Here is a 16,546-nt window from a genome sequence, read left to right as displayed (position 1 = left end):
GCACAACGCCTTCGCCGGCGAAACCGACACCCTGGCCAGCTACATCCTGCACCTGCGCCTGCAGGCCTGCATCCGCGAGCTGCAGCAAAGCGGGCCCCAGGCGCGCCCCATCACCGACATTGCGCTGTCCTGGGGTTTCAGCAACCTCTCGCATTTCAGCCGCGTGTTCCGCGGGCACACCGGCCTGAGCCCCAGCGAGTTCCGCCAAGCCTGGCTGCTCAACGCGGCTGCCGGGCTGCTGCGCCACTGAACCGGGCCAGATTCAGCATCAAATGGGCCCTTAGCCCTTAGGGGACGTGCGCTGACAGCTCTTCTTTTGATAGCATTCCAGGATGACCCCGGACCGGTCAGGCGCTTGTCAAACGCGTGACCGTCGCCGCCCCGCCGCTGGCGTATCGTGCGACATCACCCCATTCAGGAGACCCCTCATGCATATTCCCTCCCTCAAGGAAGTCGTCAGCGCCGAAGAATGGCAATTGCGCTGCGACCTGGCCGCCTGCTACCGGCTGGTGGCGCTGTACGGATGGAGCGACCTGGTCTTCACGCACATCAGCGCCAAGCTGCCCGAATCCGTCAGCGGCGCCGGCGCGCACCACTTCCTGATCAATCCCTACGGCCTGATGTTCGACGAGATCACCGCGTCCAGCCTGGTCAAGGTCGATGAACAATGCAACAAGGTCATCGACTCCGCCTTCCCGGTGAACCCGGCCGGCTTCGTGATTCACAGCGCGGTGCATGAAGCCCGACCCGACGCCGGCTGCGTGCTGCACACCCACACCCGCGCCGGTGTCGCCGTCAGCGCGCAGAAATGCGGGGTGTTGCCGATCAGCCAGCAGTCCACCTTTGTGCTGGGCTCGCTGGCCTACCACGCGTACGAAGGCGTGGCCTTTCGCGACGACGAGAAGCCGCGCCTGCAGGCGGACCTGAGCACGGCCAACTTCCTGATGCTGCGCAACCACGGCCTGCTGGTGGTCGGCAAGACGATTGCCGACGCCTTCCTCAGCATGTACACCTTCGAGAACACCTGCCGCATCCAGCTCGACGCCCAGGCGGGTGGCGAGCTGATCGCGGTGAACCCACAGATCGTCAAGGGGGTGGCCGAAGCCATGCGGGTGCAGACCGGCGGCCTGGGCGGCGCCTTTGCCTGGCCCTCGCTGATCCGCAAGCTCGACCGGATCGACGAGGGTTACAAGTCCTGAAGACTTGACCAGAGACGCTGGCTGTTCAGGCAGCCATGGACAAGGCCGACGGCGAGTTATCGGCCGCCTCGCCCGCAGGCCTGTCGCCCTGGTCCACCACCAGCTCCTTGCGCAACATCTGCACGTTGCCGAAAATTGTGGCAAAGGCCACGTCCTTGGCATCGCGCCCGGTGCCGACGCGCACCAGGCGGTCGTTGGGCGCCATGCGTGTCGCATCAAACAGCACCCAGCGGCCATCGAGCCAGGCCTCGAACACCGCGTGGAAATCCTGCGGCGGCTCGTCAAAATAGACATAACCGACCACCAGCCGCGCCGGAATGTTCAGTGCGCGGCACAAGGTGATGCCCAGGTGCGCAAAGTCGCGGCAGACACCGGCACGCTGCACAAACACCTCCTGCGCGGTGGTGGTGGAATTGCTGAAGCCCGGCAGGTAATGGATGGAATCATGGATCCAGCTTTCGATGGCCCGCACCCGCGACAGGCCCGGCGAGAGGTGGCCGAACAGCTGCTGCGCGGCGCGGCTCATGATGTCGGACTCGCAGTAGCGACTCGGCATCAGGTAACGTAAAACGTCGTCGGGCACGGCCGTCACCGCGGCCTCTTCCAGGTGCAAGGGCACTGGCGCATGGTGAAGCTCCACCTGCGCGTGGTAGTTCACCGACAACTGGCCGCGCGAGGCGTCCAGCCGGAAAAAACGGTTGCCGCTACGCTCGTCGCAGAAATGGCGCACCTTGACGCTGGGCGTCACCGTCAGTCGCTCCTCCACCACGCGATGCGCCTCGTGAAAAGCCGCCTCGATGCTGAAGCAGAAATGCGTGGGGCTGGCGACGTCGTAGTCCAGCAGGCAGTCAATCGTGGCGGTGTGCATCAAGGTCCTTTTTCTTGTTGTAGTCGGCGGGCGGTGAAACCGGGGCGCCGGTGGCCACCGGGGGCACCTGCCCGTCCCGGTCCGGCGACGGCAGAAACCAGTTCTTGCAGGTCACGAAAATCACATGGGCGGCGCGTTCCAGCAAATCCACCGTCAGGCTGCGCCGGGTGAGGGCGCGCAGTCGCGTCACCAGCAGCAGTTGCGCAATGCTGGCCCGCAGGCGATCCACCCGCCGCACTGCTACATGGCGACTCTGGTCGGAAGGCGGGGTCGGGGGCACCTGGGACATGAAGCCGATATCCACTGACAGCGGCATTTACTTGAGCGCCTTCCTGGCCGCACCCACACCGAGCGCCGCCAACACGATAAACACCACGGCCAGAATCAGGAACAGGCCGAACAGGATCTTGGCAATGCCGGCCGAGCCAGCCGCAATGCCGCCAAAGCCGAGGGCTCCGGCAATCAGCGAAATGATGGCGAAAACAATGGCGTACTTCAACATGGTGTTTCTCCCTGAAAAGGATGAAAAGGCGCCAGGCAAGACGGTGCCAGGCAAGTCTTGCGACAATCAGGACAATGGTAGGCGGCAGGCCGCGCGCGTCGAATCAGCAGCCGGCGCACGCCGCTGTAGGACAAACCGGACAGGCCGCCGAACTCCTCTTTTCATAGCTGCCGGCGCAGGCAGGAAAAGGGCTGATGCCGGTTTTAACCACAAGCCCGGCGGCCGGGCGTGGCGCCAGCCCTGCTTGCAGAAGAGTTCGTTCAGGCCCTCGGGCAGGGAAATCTTCATGGTGCTCATGGACTGAAGCCTGGCACTTTGAGCAAATTTGGCACAAACAGGCCGCATCGGTCGGCGGGCCTGTTTTCCCCTGATCAACCTCTCTTTGGGCCAGATCAAACGCCCGCGACAGGAATACGCTAACTTGCCTGAACCAGCTTGCGCGGATAACACGAAACCAGCAGCCCCGCGGACCCCCGGCAAATTCAAAACAGCCCACACTGCAGGTTGTTGTCCCTTTTTCATCGGAACCCTTTCATGCCTACTTTGTTCGACCCCGTCCAGGCCGGTGACCTGCACCTTGCCAACCGCATCGTCATGGCGCCGCTCACGCGCAACCGCGCGCCCGACGCCATCCCCACGCCGCTGATGGCCGAGTACTACACCCAGCGCGCCAGCGCCGGCCTGCTGATCACCGAGGCCACCGCCATCAGCCACGAGGGCCAGGGCTACTCCGACGTTCCGGGCCTGTACGGTACCGAGCAGCTCGACGGCTGGAAACACGTGACCCAGGCGGTCCACCAGGCCGGCGGCAAGATCGTGGTCCAGCTCTGGCATGTGGGCCGGGTCTCGCACAACGAGCTGCAGCCCCACGGCGGCAAGCCGGTGGCGCCCTCGGCCATCACCGCCAAGACCAAGACCGTGCTGATCAGGGACGGCGTGCCGACCTTTGTCGATACCTCCGAGCCGCGTGCCCTGCAGTCGCAGGAACTGCCCGGCATCGTGCACACCTACCAGGCGGCAGCGCGCAACGCGGTCGAAACCGCTGGCTTCGACGGCGTGGAGATCCACGGTGCCAACGGCTACCTGCTGGACCAGTTCCTCAAGAGCGGCTCCAACCAGCGCACCGACGACTACGGCGGCAGCATCGAAAACCGGGCCCGCCTGCTGCTGGAAGTCACCCGCGCCATCACCGGCGCCATCGGTGGCGGCCGCACCGGCATTCGCCTGTCGCCGGTGACCCCGGCCAACGACGCGTTCGACGCCGATCCGCAGCCGCTGTTCGACTACGTGGTCAAGCAACTGGCCACGCTGAACCTGGCTTACATCCACATCATCGAAGGCGCCACCGGCGGCCCGCGCGCGCTGCCCGAGCGCCCGTTCAACTACGCCGCGCTCAAGGCGGCCTACCGCGCTGCAGGCGGCAAGGGTGCGTGGATGGTCAACAACGGCTACGACCTGGCCATGGCCGGGCAGGCCGTGCAGGACGGCGCCGACCTGGTCGCCTTCGGCAAGGCCTACATCGCCAACCCCGACCTGGTGCGCCGCCTGCGCGAAGGCGCGCCGCTCAACACCCCCGACAAGGCCACCTTCTACGGCGGCGGCGCCAAGGGCTACACCGACTACCCTGCGCTGGCCTGAGCCGGCATCAACCCGGCGGCAGCTTGACGCTGCCGCCCGGCCTGCAAAGCTACAAAATAAATAGCCGACCACACCCGTCCTAAGCGGGCTTCAGGCACTTTTCGAGGTGATTTATGTGGCGCCGACGCCGATGGGCGCAGGCGCAGTCAGCACGATGCGTGTGAACAGCCTGTCGTAACAGGGGTCGCGCATGCCGCCGGCGAGCGGGTCGCGTTCATGCTGGAAGGCCGCGTCCAGCTGCACCCAGTCGTCGGTCGTCAGGACCTTCTGGGCGACCGGCAGGATCTGCGTTTCCTCGGTGCGCATGTGGTCGAGGTAAAAGCCCACATAGGCCTGCGCCGCCTCGGTGAACGCGGCGCGCCGCGTCTCGCCAATCAGCTCCCAGGCCAGCAGCAGGTGCTGCAGTTCGCGCACCTTGCCCTCGCCGTTCATGTGGTCGGATTCGAGCCGGCGTATCACCGGCATCAGTTCGGGCGCCACGCGCGCCAGCCGGGGAAACAGCAGGTCCGACTCCTTCGGGTGATGCAGCCGCTCGGGAAACTCGTCGATGTAAAACAGCATCGCACGCACCACGTCAAAAAAGCGCTCAGGCTCATCGCCCGGGCCACGCTCCATCATCATGACGAGGGACCGCAACACGGCGGCCACGGCCGCATGTTCGTCGCGGATGATTTGCAGTGAGGAATGAGTCATGGCGGCAGCTTGTCACAGGCCTTGGCGCCAAACCTTGATCCAGGTCAATCCCGGCGCAGCCGCCAGCGCTTGAGCAGCAGGGCGTTCGAGATCACGCTGACGCTGGACAGCGCCATCGCCGCGCCGGCCACCACCGGGCTCAGGAAACCCAGCGCCGCCAGCGGGATGCCGGCCACGTTGTAGGCAAAGGCCCAGAACAGGTTCTGCCGGATCTTCATGACCGTGCGGTGCGAGATGTCGAGTGCGCCGGCCACCAGCGCCACATCGCCGCGCATCAGCGTGATGCCGGCCGCATGCATGGCCACATCGGTGCCCGTGCCCATGGCCATGCCGACATCGGCCGCCGCCAGCGCCGGCGCATCGTTGACGCCGTCGCCGACCATCACGACGGTATGCCCGCCGGCTTTCAGCGCCGCCACCTTCGCCGCCTTGTCGCCGGGCAGCACCTCCGCCATCACTTCGTCGGCGCCCAGGCCCAGACGCGCACCCATGGCCAGCGCCGCGCCCTGGTTGTCGCCCGAGATCATCACGATGCGGATGCCGCGCGCACGCAGCGCCGCAAGCGCCTCTTTGGCCCCGGCCTTGGGCTCGTCGGCAAACGCCATGAGCGCCCGGGGGCTCAGGCCGTCGGTCGTGCGTTCCACCAACAGCGCCAGCGTCGCGCCTTCGCCCTGCAGCCGCTGCGCCTGCGGCGCCAGCGCGCCGAGGTTCACACCGAGCTCGTCCATCCAGCGCAGGCTGCCGATCAGGTAGCTGCGCACACCGACCTCGCCCTCGCTGCCGCGGCCCGGCACGGCACGCAGGCCGTCGGGCTGCGCCACCGTCATGCCGCGCTCCTGCGCCGCCGCCACCACGGCACGCGCCAGCGGGTGTTCACTGCCGCTTTGCAGGCTGGCGGCGACCGCCAGTTGTTCAACTTCGTCTGCGTCCGGAGACACGACAAATGCCACCAGCCGCGGCCGCCCGACCGTCAGCGTGCCGGTCTTGTCGAACGCCACCGTATCGACCTTGTGCGCAAGCTCCAGCGCCTGCGCGTCCTTGATCAAAATGCCGTTTTTCGCCGCCACCCCGGTGCCCGCCATGATGGCTGCCGGCGTGGCCAGCCCCAGCGCACAGGGACAGGCAATCACCAGCACGGCCACCGCGTGAATCAGCGCCGTCTCCATCCCGGCCCCGGCCCACAGCCAGCCCAGCAAGGTGAGCAGACCGATGGCCAGCACCACCGGCACAAACACGGCAGACACCTGGTCCACCAGCCGCTGGATGGGGGCCTTGGCGGCCTGCGCGTCTTCCACCAGGCGGATGATGTGGGCCAGCACACTTTCGCTGCCCACGGCGCTCACCTGCAGCACCACGCGGCCATCGCCGTTGATGCTGCCGCCGGTGAGCTTGTCGCCGGGTTGTTTGGTCACCGGCAGCGGCTCGCCGGTGAGCATGGATTCGTCCACCTGCGTTTGCCCTTCCTGCAGCAGGCCGTCCATCGGAATGCGCTCGCCCGGCCGCACCACCAGGCGGTCGCCCAGCAGCACCTCGGCCACCGGCAGGTCGGCTTCCTCGCCCGAGCCCTGCAGCACGTGCGCGACCTCGGGCCGCAAGGCATGCAGCGCACGTATCGCCGCCGTGGTCTGGCGCTTGGCGCGCGCCTCCAGCCACTTGCCCAGCAGCACCAGCGTCACCACCACGGCCGAAGCCTCGAAATAAAGATGCGGCATCGTGTCGGGCTCGGCACTGAGCCACAGCCACATCGACAGGCCCCAGCCCGCGCTGGTGCCAATGGCCACCAGCAGGTCCATGTTGCCGGTCAGCGCTTTCAGCGCATGCCAGCCCGCCTTGTAAAACCGCGCGCCCAGAATGAACTGCACCGGCGTGGCCAGCAGGAACTGCTGCCAGGCCGGCAGCATCCAGTGTTTGCCCAGCAGATCGCCGATCATGGGCACGACCAGCGGCAACGAGAGCAGCAGGCCGATGGCCACCGGCGCAAAGCCGGCCCAGGGCGACAGGTCTTCGGGCATCGCCTCTTCCGGAGAGACCGGTTCGTAGCCGGCGTTGCGCACGGCACGGCGGATCTGGGCATCCATCTGAGCCGAGGGCGCGTAAACCACCCGCGCCGATTCAGTCGCCAGGTTCACGGTGGCGTCCTGCACGCCGGGGACTTTTTTCAGGGCCTTTTCGACACGCGACACACACGACGCGCAGGTCATGCCGCCGACGCCGAGGTCCAGGGTGAGGGGGGAGGTGGTGGAAGTAGTCATGGGTGGATGATCAACCTTGCCATGATGGCAAGGTCAAGCCTTGATGCAGATCAACCCCATGCGCTGTGTGGGTTTTCAGTGGCCATGGCTTGACCTTACCATGGTGGCAAGGTTCAGACTGCAGACGTCCAGAACCTCATCCACAACTATCCAGAAGGAAACACCATGAACCAGAGCTTCAACGTCCAAGGCATGACCTGCGGCCACTGCGAACGCGCCGTGACCCAGGCTGTCAAGACCCTCGACCCCCAAGCCACCGTGAGCATCGACCGCGCTGCCGGCAAGGTGGCGGTAGACTCCAGCCAGCCCCGCGAGGCCATTGCCGCCGCCATTGCCGAAGAGGGCTACAGCGTCGCACCATGAGCTCGCCCATGAACATCGGCGAAGCCGCGCGCCAGTCCGGCGTGTCGGCCAAGATGGTGCGGCACTACGAGTCGCTGGGCCTGCTGCCGCATGTGCACCGCAGCGACAGCGGCTACCGCCAGTACAGCGACGCCGAAGTCCACACGCTGCGCTTCATCAAGCGCTCGCGCGAGCTTGGTTTCTCCATGCCGGAAATCGCCGAGCTGGTCAGCCTGTGGCAAAACCGCCGCCGCGCCAGCGAAAGCGTGCGGCGCATTGCGCAGAAACACGCCGATGAGCTGGCCCAGCGCATCGCCGCCATGCAGGCCATGCAGCAGACACTGGCCCACCTGGTGCACTGCTGCCAGGGCAACGACCGGCCGGAGTGTCCCATCCTCGACGACTTGGCTGGCGGAAAGCACGCAAGTTAAATCATTTTTTGCGTCACGCTGCGACTGTGGTGTGCTTTGGACAGTAGGGGCAACTCCCCACTCCCACCCCTAGCCCCTGCCCTCGCCCCGCTGGGCGATGGAGGGGGACTTCATTTGGCTGCGTGTGCTGCTGCCACGTGCATACATGACAGTCCCGTGAGTCCGACATGACGCGCTTCGCGCGTCATGTCTCCCCGCACCCGATCCCGAACCCGCATTTTCCCCCCACCCGTCGGGCTGGGCCGAGGAGCGCAGGTAAAAGCGGATCAGGGCTCGCGATTGTCTGAGGCGAAGCCGAGTTCGAGCGAGACCCCGCTTTTACCGAGGCAGGGGACCCAGACCATCGGGTCGCCTTTTTCTTTGCTTACTTTCTTTTTGGCGACGCAAAAAGAAAGTGAGTTGCCGCCGGGCAACCCCCGGCTTGTTGGCGAACTACAACCGCGGGAATCGAACAAGGCTTCGACAAGCTCAGCCCGAACGGAAGAGGCGAAGTAGCGCGCAACATGGACCCGGGATCCAGCCCGGGATGACAAACCCGGCCAACAGCTACCATACGCCCCATGCTCCACAAGCCCCGCATCCTGGTGATCGAAGACGAGTCCGGCATTGCCGACACGATCCAGTATGTGCTGGCCACAGACGGCTTCGCGCCGGTCTGGTGCGCCACCGCCCAGCAGGCCCTGCAGGAGTTTGCGGCCGAGCCGCCGGCACTCGCCATCCTCGACGTCGGCCTGCCCGACCTCAACGGGTTTGAACTGTTCAAGCGCCTGCACGCCCTGCCCGGCGGCGCCAGCGTGCCCATGCTCTTCCTGACGGCGCGCAGCGACGAGATCGACCGCGTCGTCGGCCTCGAACTCGGTGCCGACGACTACATCGCCAAGCCGTTTTCGCCGCGGGAACTGGTGGCCCGCGTGCGCGGCATCCTGCGCCGGACAGTCCGTACGCCTTCTGCCAGTCCGCAGGAGTCTGCCCCGGCGACCACACAGTCCGTGTTCATGCTCGACGAAGAGCGCCGCCAGATCCGCTTCTACGGCCGAACGCTCGAGCTGTCACGTTATGAATACGGCATCCTGCGCCTGCTGGTGCGCAAGCCCGGCCGCGTCTTCACGCGCGACGAACTGCTGGGCCAGGTCTGGGAAGACGGCAGCGGCAGCCTGGACCGCACGGTGGACGCACACATCAAGACGCTGCGCGCCAAGCTCAAGGCCGTGGCACCGCAGACCGAGCCGATCCGCACCTCACGCGGCTCGGGTTACGCGCTGGCCGAAGACCTGCCGCCGTCGTGACCAAACGCAACCGCATCTTCATCGGCATCCTGCTGATTTATGCAGCCGGCATCGCCTTCATCCTGTACCGCGTCGTCGCCGAGATTGATCCACGTTACCGCGAGTCCGCCGAGGAGTCACTGGTCGAAACCTCGCATCTGCTGGCCGGCCTGATCGAGCAGGATGTGCAGGCCGGCGCCATCGACACGACGCGCCTGGAGCCGCTGTTCAAATCACTGTACGCCCGCCAGTTCCTATCGCAGATCTATTCGGTCACCAAAACCCGGATCGAAATGCGCGCCTACGTCACCGACCGCTCCGGCCGTGTGTTGTTCGACTCGCTGGGTAAGTCTGCCGGCGCCGATTACTCCCAGTGGAAAGACGTCAGCTACACCTTGCGCGGCGACTACGGCGCGCGCACCACGCGTGATGTCGAAGCCGATCCGCTGAGTTCGGTGATGTACGTGGGCGCGCCCATCCGCTGGAACAACGAGATCATTGGCGTCGCCACGGTCGGCAAGCCGGTGACCAGCTTCGGCCAGTTCGTCTCCGCCGCGCGTCAGAAAACCCTGTTTGTCGGCCTGGTGTCCGTGCTGGCGGTGTTGCTGTTGGCTGTCATCGTCTCGGTCTGGCTGGTGCGCCCCTTCGGCGTGATCGCAGACTATGTGCGTTATGTGCGGGCCCAGCGCTCGCTGAACCTGCCGCGCCTGGGCCGGCGCGCGCTGGGCGCCATCGGCGCGGCCTACGACGAGATGCGCGACGCGCTGGCTGGCCGCAACTACGTGGCCGACTATGTGCAGACCCTCACGCACGAAGTGAAAAGCCCGCTGTCCGCGATCCGTGGCGCGGCCGAGCTGCTGCAGGAAGCCGGCATGCCGCAGGCCGAGCGGCAGCGCTTTTTGGCCAACATCATGCGCGAGACCGGCCGCATCCAGGAGATGGTGGACCGCATGATGGAGCTCACCGCGCTGGAGACACGCCGCGCGCTGGATCACCCGGTGCCGGTGGCCATGAAGCCGCTGCTCGAGGAACTCGCGGGCGCAGCGCAGGACGCCGCGGCCGCGCGCGCCATCCGCATCACCGTCGATGCGCCGGACGACGCGGTGGTGGAGGGCGATGCCTTTTTGCTGCGCCGCGCCGTCAGCAACCTGCTGGACAACGCCATCGATTTCTCGCCCGACGGCGGCACCGTGGTGCTGTCGCTGCAGCTGCAGGCGCGCACGGTGCGCATCCGGGTGCAGGACAGCGGCCCCGGCATTCCCGAATACGCCCAGGACAAGGTATTCGAAAAGTTTTATTCGCTGGCGCGGCCGCATTCACGCAAGAAAAGCACCGGCCTGGGCCTGGCCTTTGTGCGCGAGATCGCCTCGCTGCACGACGGGCGTATCGAGCTGGCCAACGTGCCCGGTGAGCCCGGGCAGGGCGCTGTCGCCACCCTGTCGCTGCCGCGCGCCGCTTCGTAACAGCACTTCACGCCGACTTCACACAAGCTTCCTGAAAGCTTCAAACCGCCTTCCCGGACGGTCGCCATCCTTGGACCCGTGCACTGTCGCACGCCCGCCAAGGAGTTTTTCATGCCGCTCACCCTGTCTCATCCGGCCCCCGCCGCGCGCTGGCTGTGGCTTGCCACCGCCGGTGTTGCCGCCGCCTGTTTCGTCACGCTGACGCTGCGCCCCGCGCACGCCCAGGGCCGGGACAACACCGCCCCGCGGCAGAAAACCGAAAGCCCCTATTTCTTCGTCAAAAGCGATGAGCCCGGCCTGGACCAGCTGCCGCTCAAGGCGACCAAAGTCGATGTGCGCATCTCCGGCGTGATTGCCGACGTCACCGTTACCCAGCACTACCGCAACGAAGGCCAGCGTGCGATTGAGGCGAAATACGTTTTCCCCGGCTCCACCAAAGCCGCCGTCTACGGCATGAACGTGCGCCTGGCCGACCGACTCATCACCGCCAACATCCGCGAAAAGCAGCAGGCGCGGATCGAATATGACAGCGCCAAAAAAGAGGGAAAGACCGCCGCCCTGCTCGAGCAGCACCTGCCCAATGTGTTCCAGATGAATGTCGCCAACATCCTGCCCGGCGACGACGTCAAGGTGGAGTTGCGCTACACCGAACTGCTGGTGCCGCAATCAGGCAACTACCAGTTCGTCTTTCCCACCGTGGTCGGCCCGCGCTACAACAGCCCGCAGTCAGAGCAGTCTCAGGCGAAGTGGGTGGCCAAGCCCTACCTGCCGGCCGGCCAGCCTTCGGCCACGGCTTTCGACATCAAGGTGCAGCTCGCCACACCTATCGGCCTGAAGGAAGTCCGCTCCAACTCCCACAACATCGACGTGCAAAAAAGCCGGGAAGCCGGCGACGAAGGCAGTAAAACCGCCAGCGTGTCACTGCGCCCCGGCAGCGGCCCGGCCAACAACCGCGACTTCATCCTCGACTACCGCCTCGCCGGTGACCGCATTGAGTCCGGCGTGATGCTCTACCAGGGCAACCCCGGCAGCGGCGAAAACTTCTTCCTCGCCATGGTCGAGCCGCCCAAGCAGATCGCGGCGCAAACCATCAATCCGCGCGAGTACATCTTTGTGGTCGACATCTCTGGCTCCATGCACGGCTTTCCGCTGGAAACCTCCAAGGCCCTGCTGCGCGAGCTGATCGGCAGCCTGCGCCCCAGCGACAGCTTCAACGTGCTGCTGTTCGCCGGCAGCAACCGCTTCCTGAGCCCGACGTCCGTGCCCGCCAGCCGCGCCAACATCGAGCAGGCCATCGCCACCATCGTGCAGATGGGCGGTGGCGGCAGCACCGAGCTGATCCCGGCCCTGAAGCGCGTCTACGCCGAGCCGAAGACCGCCGACGTGTCGCGCACCATCGTGGTGGTGACCGACGGCTACGTCACGGTGGAGCGTGAAGCTTTCGAGCTGGTGCGGCGCAATCTCTCGCAAGCCAACCTGTTCTCCTTCGGCATCGGCTCCTCGGTCAATCGCCACCTGATGGAAGGCCTGGCCCGCGCCGGCATGGGCGAGCCTTTCATCATCACCAACGCCGCAGAAGCGCCAGCCGAGGCAGCGCGCTTTCGCAAGATGATCGAGTCGCCCGTTCTGACCAGCGTGAAGGCGCGTTTCGAAGGCATGGACGTGTACGACGTGGAGCCGGCCCAGCTGCCCGACGTGCTGGGCGAACGCCCGGTGGTGGTCTTCGGCAAATGGCGCGGCCCCGCCGGCGGCCAGCTTGTCATCGAAGGCCAGAGCGCCAGCGGCGCCTATCGCCAGGCCCTGCCAGTCGGCAGCAGCAACCAGGACGCGGCCGCACTGCGCTACCTCTGGGCGCGGCACCGCGTTGCCGGCCTGTCCGACCAGGAAGCGCTTGAAGGCGGCGACTCCCAGCGCGCGCGCATCACCGAACTCGGCCTGCAATACAACTTGCTGACCCAATACACCAGCTTCCTCGCGGTGGACAAGGTCGTACGCAACACGCAGCCGCTGGATACGCCCAGCGTGAACCAGCCCTCGCCCATGCCGCAGGGCGTGAGCAACCTGGCCATCGGTGCCGAAGTGCCCGGCACGCCGGAGCCAGCCACCTGGGCCGGCATGGCGATGATGCTGTCGGTGCTGGCCATGCTGGCACGCCGCCAGCGCCGCCACAACGCCGCCCGTTTCACCGCCTGAAGGTCAGCAGCCATGGCTTTCCTTACCGGCTTTCACACGCTGGCCCGCCCGCAGGGCCTGCTCAAGCGGCCCGGCTTTGTGCGCTGGGGCGTGCGCATCGACACCGCCCCCGAATGGATCTGGCTGGCCCTGCTGGCCGCCGCGCTGTGGCCGACCTGGCTGTGGATGGGCCAGCGCATGCTGGACCACTCCGACGATCCGCTGGGCCTGCTGGCCCTGTCGGCGCTCGGGCTGCTGGCCTGGCAACAGCGCCGCCGCCTGCGGCCCGCGCCGCGCCTGGTGTGGCTGGCGCTGGCGCTGGCCGGCGCAATCGCCGCCACGCTCAGCCAGGGGTTGCTGCCCTCGCTGGTGGTGGCGCTGCTGGCGCTCACCGCGCTGGCCGCCGGCCTGTGCGCCTTCCTGCCTGGCAAGGTGGCCAGTGCGCCTGTGCTGGGCCTGGCGGTGCTGTCGCTGCCGCTGCTGGCCTCACTGCAGTTTTATGCCGGCTACCCGCTGCGCGTCATTACCGCCGAGGCCAGCCGCTGGCTGCTGATGCTCGGCCATGAGGTCGAACGCAGCGGCGCCAGCCTGCTGGTGGACGGCCGGCTGGTGATCGTGGACGCGCCCTGTTCGGGCGTACAGATGGCCTGGTTCGGCTACTTCAGCGCCTGCGCCGTGACGCTTTACCTGGCGCGCGGCAATCGCGCCTTCCTCACCCGCCTGCCCGCGGTCAGCGTGCTGGTCTTGGCCGGCAACATCGTGCGCAACACCGTGCTGGTGGCCGCCGAAGCCTCGGGCAGCCCTGTGCCCGGATGGGTCCATGAAGGCGTGGGCCTGCTGGTGTTGGCCGCCGTGTGTACCGCCATTGCCGGGGTGATGTCGCGCCCCGAGAAAACACGCCATGTTTGAAAACAGTTTCATCAACCGCGTCATCCACAAAACCCTGTGGGCCGTGCTGCTGCCCGCATGCATGCTGTGGGCCGCCTTCGCTGCGCTGACCCGGCCAGCTGCCCCGCCGCATCAGCCCGCTGGCAGCAGCGAGTTCGCCACGCAATGGCAGGGCCAGGCGCTGCGCCCGCTGGCTCTGAGCGAGGTCGAGCAGCGTTTTGCACGGCGCTTTCCGGGCACGCTGAGCCGCCTGACCAACGGCACGCAGGTGCTGGTGGTGCGAAGTGTGGACAAGCCCACCCGCATGCTGCATCCGGCCACTGACTGCTACCAGGGTCTGGGCTACCAGATCGCGGCACAGCAGCTCGAACTGGACAGCGAGCGGCTGCTCTGGCGCTGCTTTGAAGCGCGGCGCGGCGGGCAGCGCCTGCGGGTCTGCGAGCGCATTGTGGATGCCAGCGGCCGGGGCTTCACTGACACCTCGGCCTGGTACTGGGCCGCCGCCCTCGGCCAGTCGCAGGGCCCGTGGCAAGCCATCACCGTCGCGAGCCCGCTGTGAAAACGCTGCGCTTCGTGGTCTTCATGCTTTTTGGGCTGTTGGCCCTTATGGTGTCTGCACTGACAGCTATCTATTTCATAGCAAAAATGGTGCTGACACCGCTGCCCGGCGAATGGTCCGTGCCGCTGCGCGCCGGCCCGCTGCAGCTGCAGGCCGGCGTGCCGACCATGCTGCGCCTCGCCACCGCGCCCTGGGTCGGGCCCCTGCTGGACGGCCGCCGCTTGGCAACACGCGCCGGGCCGGTGCAACTGACCTGGCAGGCGCCCACCCGCACGCTGCTGCTTTATTGCGCGCCGTGCACGGTTTCGCCGGCCGGGCTGGGCGAAAAGCGGGTCGTCCTTCAGGAACTGCGGCTCAGCGTCCGCCGCCAAGGCTTGTTGCTTGACGGCGAGCTGGCCTCGGGCGCATTACGCGCCACCTGGCAGGGTGAACTGAGCAACCGCGAACTGCAGATCCACCTGCAGCTCCCGCCCAGCGCCATCGCCGACGCTTATGCCCTGTTCGGCGCCGCCATTCCCGAGCTGACGCGCGTCCGCATCGAAGGCCGGTTTGCCCTGAAGGCCCAGCTGAGCCTGCCCGGCGGCCGCCTGAGCCTGGCGCCGCAAGTCGAAGGTTTCCAGGTCAGCGGTCTGGGCACGGAAGTGTTTGCGGCGGCCCGCTCGGGCTGCAGCCGGCGCACCAGCCGCCTCACCGCTGACAGCTGGCTGGCGCGCGCCGTGGTGGCCGCCGAGGACCAGCGCTTTTACGAACACCAAGGTTACGACCTGGCCGAGTTCAGCGCCGCGCTAAGCCGCAACCAGCGCGAAGGCCGTATCGTCCGCGGCGCCAGCACCCTGCCCCAGCAGCTGGCCAAACTGCTGGTCACCGGCGACGAGCGCAGCCCCGTGCGCAAGCTGCGCGAGTTGCTTTATGCGGTGGAAATGGAGCAGACCCTGGGCAAGCCGCGCATGCTGCAGCTCTACCTGGCGCATGCGCCCTGGGGACCCGGCCTGTGCGGCGCCGAGGCGGCGACGCAGCACTACTTCGGCCGACGCGCACATGCGCTCGAACCCGCGCAGGCCATCTGGCTGGCCGCCATGCTGCACAACCCGACACTGGAAGCCAGCCGCTGGCGGGACACAGGCCAGATCAACACAGCGCGCGCGCAGTGGGTGCTGGCCGGCCTGCGCGGCGTGCCGCGCAAGCAGCGCGCCAGTCTGTCCAGGGTGCTGGACGAGGCGGCCTGGCAGGCACCGGCACCCGGGCACTCGCCATGAACTGAACCGGGCGGGTGTACAACGGGCCGGAAAAGCCCGCTGCCCCGGTGCAGCAGCGCACCCTCCTCCCCCCGGCTACCCCGGCGGGCCGCGCAGCGACAAAAAACTTTACGAAATCCTGACATGCGCCTCATGGCGCCCTTACACAGGCGGCGCAAACTTCCTTTCAACCTGACGCCACTCCCGGCACCGGGCTTGTCTTCTACCGAAAGGAAGCTCTCATGACCTCCATGTTCAAACCCCTGAAATCTGTCCAAAGCCTGGTTCTTGCCGGCATCATGGCCACCGCGGCCCTGGCCGCCACGGCACAAACCGTCGCGCCAGCGGCACCCGCCACAGCAGGCGCTCCGGCCAAAGCCGGCGGCTACCATGGCGACCGCATGGGCCGTCACGACCCGGCCCAGATGCAGGCGCGCATCGCCAGGCACCAGGCCGACCTTAAGGCCAAACTCAAACTCACGCCGGCCCAGGAAGGCGCGTGGACGACCTTCACCGCAACCATGCAACCGCCGGTTCATGGCGCCCGTCCCGACCATGCTGCCATGAGGGCCGAGTTCGACAAACTGACCACGCCCGAGCGCATCGACAAGATGCGTGCCCTGCGCGCCCAGCGCATGACCGAGATGAACGCCGCCATGGACAAACGTGGCGAGGCGACCAAAACCTTTTATGCCGCGCTCAGCCCCGAGCAGCAAAAAGTCTTTGACAGCCAGCGCATGGGCCGCGGCGGCAAAGGCCAGGGCCAGGGCGGACACCACGGCCAGCATCACAAAGGCTGAGCCTTCGCAGGCCAGCGCCTGAGCGCAGCCTGACCCCCGGCCTGCGCCGCGTCCCTTCCGGGCGTGGCGCAGGCCTTTTTGCTGGTGGCTCGTACTTGAAGCGCTATGTTTTCAGGAGCTGCTTGCGCAGACAGGTATTGGGCTGGAGGCACTTTTTACTTACAATTTCCGCCTCGCCAGACGCCATCGCCATCCTGCGTAGGACGAGGTGCAAGCTTCGCTTTTCCAGCCGGCTGCCT

At 66.7% G+C, this 16,546-nt stretch carries 17 protein-coding genes; 12 read left to right on the top strand and 5 right to left on the bottom strand.

Going from position 1 to position 16,546, the window contains the following annotated elements; genetic code table 11:
- Both B7X65_RS19120 and B7X65_RS19115 read left to right on the top strand, forming a co-directional pair.
- Positions 1-250, top strand: a 250-nt coding sequence (locus B7X65_RS19120; RefSeq protein ID WP_293595878.1) for a helix-turn-helix transcriptional regulator, incomplete at its 5' end; no start/stop codon positions are given.
- 178 nt (positions 251-428) lie between these two features.
- A complete protein-coding gene (locus B7X65_RS19115) occupies positions 429-1,199 on the top strand; it encodes a class II aldolase/adducin family protein (RefSeq protein ID WP_293595877.1) in 771 nt (256 codons plus the stop codon).
- 25 nt (positions 1,200-1,224) lie between these two features.
- Here B7X65_RS19115 and B7X65_RS19110 read toward each other — a convergent pair whose 3' ends face one another.
- From B7X65_RS19110 to B7X65_RS19100, 3 genes are read right to left on the bottom strand one after another with little or no spacing between them, the layout of a single operon-like run.
- Complete coding sequence (locus tag B7X65_RS19110) at positions 1,225-2,067, bottom strand: transglutaminase family protein (RefSeq protein ID WP_293595876.1); 843 nt, start codon at positions 2,065-2,067, stop codon at positions 1,225-1,227.
- Positions 2,048-2,356, bottom strand: coding sequence for a hypothetical protein (locus B7X65_RS19105; protein WP_293595875.1), 309 nt, complete (start codon positions 2,354-2,356; stop codon positions 2,048-2,050). The genes B7X65_RS19110 and B7X65_RS19105 overlap by 20 nt, the downstream gene beginning before the upstream one ends.
- Before the next feature lie 27 nt (positions 2,357-2,383).
- Positions 2,384-2,569, bottom strand: a complete 186-nt coding sequence (locus B7X65_RS19100; RefSeq protein ID WP_096698340.1) for a DUF1328 domain-containing protein — start codon at positions 2,567-2,569, stop codon at positions 2,384-2,386.
- A gap of 534 nt (positions 2,570-3,103) precedes the next feature.
- Here B7X65_RS19100 and B7X65_RS19095 point away from each other — a divergent pair.
- Positions 3,104-4,207, top strand: coding sequence for an alkene reductase (locus B7X65_RS19095; RefSeq protein WP_293595874.1), 1,104 nt, complete (start codon positions 3,104-3,106; stop codon positions 4,205-4,207).
- A gap of 111 nt (positions 4,208-4,318) precedes the next feature.
- On the opposite strand, the gene B7X65_RS19090 is transcribed toward B7X65_RS19095, so the two are convergent.
- Complete coding sequence (locus tag B7X65_RS19090; protein WP_293595873.1) at positions 4,319-4,900, bottom strand: hemerythrin domain-containing protein; 582 nt, start codon at positions 4,898-4,900, stop codon at positions 4,319-4,321.
- Positions 4,901-4,944: 44 nt separating this feature from the next.
- Positions 4,945-7,152: a cation-translocating P-type ATPase gene (locus tag B7X65_RS19085; RefSeq protein ID WP_293595872.1), complete on the bottom strand. Its 2,208-nt coding sequence runs from the start codon at positions 7,150-7,152 to the stop codon at positions 4,945-4,947.
- Between the two features lie 165 nt (positions 7,153-7,317).
- Between B7X65_RS19085 and B7X65_RS19080 the strand changes: the two genes are divergently transcribed.
- The 9 genes from B7X65_RS19080 (at position 7,318) to B7X65_RS19040 (ending at position 16,307) form a co-directional block, all read left to right on the top strand.
- Positions 7,318-7,515 carry a cation transporter gene (locus tag B7X65_RS19080; RefSeq protein WP_293595871.1) on the top strand — a complete coding sequence of 66 codons (198 nt, stop codon included), beginning with the start codon at positions 7,318-7,320 and terminating at the stop codon, positions 7,513-7,515.
- On the top strand, positions 7,512-7,925 hold the full coding sequence (gene cueR / locus B7X65_RS19075) for a Cu(I)-responsive transcriptional regulator (protein WP_293595870.1): 414 nt from the start codon (positions 7,512-7,514) through the stop codon (positions 7,923-7,925). The genes B7X65_RS19080 and cueR overlap by 4 nt, the downstream gene beginning before the upstream one ends.
- Positions 7,926-8,485: 560 nt before the next feature.
- Positions 8,486-9,211: a two-component system response regulator CreB gene (gene creB / locus B7X65_RS19070; protein ID WP_293595869.1), complete on the top strand. Its 726-nt coding sequence runs from the start codon at positions 8,486-8,488 to the stop codon at positions 9,209-9,211.
- Positions 9,208-10,653 carry a two-component system sensor histidine kinase CreC gene (gene creC, locus B7X65_RS19065; RefSeq protein WP_293595868.1) on the top strand — a complete coding sequence of 482 codons (1,446 nt, stop codon included), beginning with the start codon at positions 9,208-9,210 and terminating at the stop codon, positions 10,651-10,653. The genes creB and creC overlap by 4 nt, the downstream gene beginning before the upstream one ends.
- Positions 10,654-10,764: 111 nt before the next feature.
- Positions 10,765-12,846 carry a VIT and VWA domain-containing protein gene (locus tag B7X65_RS19060; protein WP_293595867.1) on the top strand — a complete coding sequence of 694 codons (2,082 nt, stop codon included), beginning with the start codon at positions 10,765-10,767 and terminating at the stop codon, positions 12,844-12,846.
- 12 nt (positions 12,847-12,858) lie between these two features.
- On the top strand, positions 12,859-13,734 hold the full coding sequence (gene xrtQ, locus B7X65_RS19055; RefSeq protein ID WP_293595866.1) for an exosortase Q: 876 nt from the start codon (positions 12,859-12,861) through the stop codon (positions 13,732-13,734).
- Complete coding sequence (locus B7X65_RS19050) at positions 13,727-14,272, top strand: hypothetical protein (protein ID WP_293595865.1); 546 nt, start codon at positions 13,727-13,729, stop codon at positions 14,270-14,272. Before xrtQ ends, B7X65_RS19050 begins: the two co-directional genes overlap by 8 nt.
- Complete coding sequence (locus tag B7X65_RS19045) at positions 14,269-15,528, top strand: biosynthetic peptidoglycan transglycosylase (RefSeq protein WP_293595864.1); 1,260 nt, start codon at positions 14,269-14,271, stop codon at positions 15,526-15,528. Before B7X65_RS19050 ends, B7X65_RS19045 begins: the two co-directional genes overlap by 4 nt.
- Positions 15,529-15,749: 221 nt before the next feature.
- A complete protein-coding gene (locus B7X65_RS19040) occupies positions 15,750-16,307 on the top strand; it encodes a Spy/CpxP family protein refolding chaperone (RefSeq protein WP_293595863.1) in 558 nt (185 codons plus the stop codon).
- Positions 16,308-16,546: the final 239 nt, after the last annotated feature.

The sequence above is a fragment of the Polaromonas sp. 39-63-25 genome (assembly GCF_002278925.1).
Taxonomy (GTDB): Bacteria; Pseudomonadota; Gammaproteobacteria; order Burkholderiales; family Burkholderiaceae_C; genus Polaromonas.
The sequence above is the reverse complement of the archived record's forward strand: the minus strand, read 5'-3'. Positions and strand labels throughout refer to the sequence as shown.